The 3,063-nt window shown below is 64.0% G+C and carries 4 protein-coding genes; all 4 read left to right on the top strand.

Annotated elements, in window-relative coordinates; genetic code table 11:
- On the top strand, positions 1–724 hold a 724-nt coding region (locus HPC46_RS34035), incomplete at its 5' end, for a tyrosine-type recombinase/integrase (RefSeq protein WP_179476390.1).
- Positions 721–1,056, top strand: a complete 336-nt coding sequence (locus HPC46_RS34030) for a helix-turn-helix domain-containing protein (RefSeq protein WP_005144202.1) — start codon at positions 721–723, stop codon at positions 1,054–1,056. The genes HPC46_RS34035 and HPC46_RS34030, both read left to right, overlap by 4 nt.
- The gene (locus tag HPC46_RS34025) at positions 1,049–2,548 is read left to right on the top strand and encodes a site-specific integrase (protein WP_005144200.1); all 1,500 of its coding nucleotides are present in this window, start codon (positions 1,049–1,051) and stop codon (positions 2,546–2,548) included. The genes HPC46_RS34030 and HPC46_RS34025 overlap by 8 nt, the downstream gene beginning before the upstream one ends.
- A 56-nt stretch (positions 2,549–2,604) precedes the next feature.
- Positions 2,605–2,922: a PASTA domain-containing protein gene (locus HPC46_RS36035; protein WP_081479066.1), complete on the top strand. Its 318-nt coding sequence runs from the start codon at positions 2,605–2,607 to the stop codon at positions 2,920–2,922.
- Positions 2,923–3,063 lie beyond the last annotated feature (141 nt).

Here is a 3,063-nt window from a genome sequence, read left to right as displayed (position 1 = left end):
ACACGTGCAGGTCGATGACTCGCGGGCGGTGAAGCGGCCCTTCACCCTCGATGAGCTCCAACAGTTCTTCGACCTGGCAGATCTGGAGCCCGAACGGATCCTGCACGCCGGGCGCAAGGGCGCGTTGGCGGCGTGGCGGGATGCGGTGGCGTTCAAGACCCTCTACGGCTGGGGCCTTCGCCGCAACGAGGTCCGGCACCTGCAGCTCGTCGACTTCTCCCGTAACGCCCGAGCGCCGTTCTTCGGCGACTGGGGTCTGGTGCGGATACGGCACGGCAAGGCGATGCGCAACTCGCCGCCCAAGCAGCGCACCGTGTTGACCGTCTTCGACTGGGCTGCAGAGGCGGTCGCGGATTGGGTCGAGCGTGGACTTCCCCGCTATGGCCAGCCAGTCACCGACCTGTTCCCCACCGAGAAGGGTGGGCTGGTGCCCGAACGCAACCTCTGGCAGCGGATGCGGGACCTTATCGACGAGCTTGGGTTTCCCGCAGGTCTGGACCTGCATTCGTTTCGCCGCTCGTATGCGACCAATCTGCAGACCGCGTACGGCTACGACGTGAGTTTCGTGCAGCTGCAGCTGGGCCACGAGCACGCCGCCACGACCTCCATTTACACCCTGGCCGCCCCCGATTACCGGGCCCGCGAGTTGGAGCGGGTCCTCAGCGCAACGCTGACCCGCAGCAAGGCCGACCTGAGTGAGAGCAGACGACGGGAGTCCCGATGAGGCGAGAGATTCAATACCACTGGCGGGTCAGGGAATTCATGGCCCGCGCCGGGATGAAGAACAGCCGCGACCTCGTCGCGCCGCTACGCGAACGCGGCATCACGCTCTCCGAATCGCAGATCTACCGCATCGTCGGCCAAGAACCCGACCGGATCTCGTTCAAGGTCCTCGTCGCCCTCTGTGACATCTTCGGCATCGAGGCCGGCGACCTGATCACCTACACCGCCACCGACACCCGCCAATCCCGCACCAAGGCCGTCAACGCCCCCAGCGACGTTCCCCTGCTCAACGCCTACCGGCCGGTGAAGGCCCGCATCATCACCGATGACTGAACCCCGCCGCCGCGGACGCCCCCGCACCATCGGCGACATCGAATGCAGTCGATGCCACCACCTCGTACCCAAGATCCGGGTGCACTGGCCAGAGGGCGCCATCTGCGGACCGTGCTTCACCACCGCCGCCCGCACCTACGGCCTGTGCTCATTCTGCGGCACCGAGCGACTCGTGCCCGGCCAAACAGCCACCGGCGCAGCACTATGCCGCAACTGCGCCGGCATCACCACCAACCTCGACTGCGACAACTGCGGCCGCGAAGCCGAGCGGCTGCGCGGCGGACACTGCGCCCGCTGCATCGTCACCACCGACCTCGAACAGATCCTCGCCCCGCACCAGCCACCCGACATGCGCCTCAAACGACTCATCGTCGAACTCGCCGCAGTCCCCCGCCCAGAAAGCATCATCACCTGGATGCGCCAACCGGCCACCGCCGAACTGCTCAACCTGATCGGCACCCGCCAACTGCCATTGAGTCACGACGCCTTCGACGCGATGCCCCCATCGAAGGCACTCGAGCACCTACGCGAAATGCTGATCGCGCACCGCATGATGCCCGACCGCGGCGACCGATACCTCGCCCGGTTCGAACGGTGGCTCGACCAACGGCTACAGACGCTGCGCGACACCCCCACGATCGCGACCCCCATCGAACAATTCGCCCGATGGCATCATCTGCGGCGCCTGCGCGACAACAACGACCCGACACGCAACATGGACAACGCCACCCGTTGCGCCAAACAAGAAATCACCGAAGCCGCCAAGTTCCTCACCTGGCTGCTCGCCGAATACGACACCACCATCGATGACCTCACCCAAGGCCAGCTCGACACCTACCTCAGCGACGGCACGACGACCCGCACCGCCATCCGCAACTTCATCCAGTGGCGCGCCCGCGCCGGCATCGCACCACCGTTCAAAACCCGCTACCGCGTGGCCCGCACCGCCCCACTAGCCTCCACACGACAGCACCTCGACCTCATCAAACACGTCATCGAAGCTGACCACGTCCTCCTCTCCACCCGAATCGCCGCGCTCCTGCTGATGCTCTTCGGCACGCCCCTCGACCACATCTGCCGCCTCACCATCGACGACGTGGTCACAACTCCCACACGGACCACCATCGCCCTCGGCGCAGTGCCCGCCCCCATCCCACCGGCGCTACTCCCCCTATTTCACCAGCACCTCGAACAGCGGGCCAACAGCCGAACGATGAACCACCGCTCCCCTTGGTTGTTTCCGGGATACACTGCAGGACAACATATATCGGAGCAATCACTCATGCACCGATTGCGCAGTCTGGGGATCGACATCACGGCCGCACGCAACGCAGCACTGCATGACCTCGCCAAAGAAATCGACGCAGCCTCACTGGCTGACCTACTCGGCTACTCCACCCAAGTCATGAACATCCACGCCGCCCGCGCCGCAGTACCCATGGCCACCTACCCCGCCATCAACCGCCCAAGGTCACATCTTCGAACCAACTGAATGTCCGGCGCTCAACGCGTTGACGCGCAACACGCGCACACGAATAAATAGATCGCATGCGCCACAAGAAGCAGCGGAGACATCCGCGGACACGATCGGCCACATTACTGATCTTGGGACTCTTGGTCCTCGCGGGATGCTCGGCACACCCGGTAAGCCACGGCCAGATACCGAACGTGCGAAGGATGCCAAGCGACACAGCCGAACACATCCTTCAGCAGGCAGGATTCACCCACACCAGACGCGCTCACGTCGTTTCAAGCACAGTGCCGCCCGACTGTGTTGTTGCCACGAAACCACCCGAGGGAACAACGGCACCCTTCAGCGATGAAATCATCCTCACGATTAGCACCGGACCAATCCAAACCAACTAGTGACATGGTCGAGCCGGCACGGCAACGCTAGCGACACCTCAACGCAGCCGACGACGCTTCAGTTGCCGACCTCGACTTGAGGCTCACAAGGCACAGGCGCGGGTGAATTCGACACTTCTTGATAACACCGATATCCAGTGA

The organism is Mycolicibacterium vinylchloridicum (genome assembly GCF_013404075.1).
GTDB classification, from domain to species: domain Bacteria; phylum Actinomycetota; class Actinomycetes; order Mycobacteriales; family Mycobacteriaceae; genus Mycobacterium; species Mycobacterium vinylchloridicum.
This window is presented reverse-complemented; position numbering and strand designations above follow the sequence as displayed.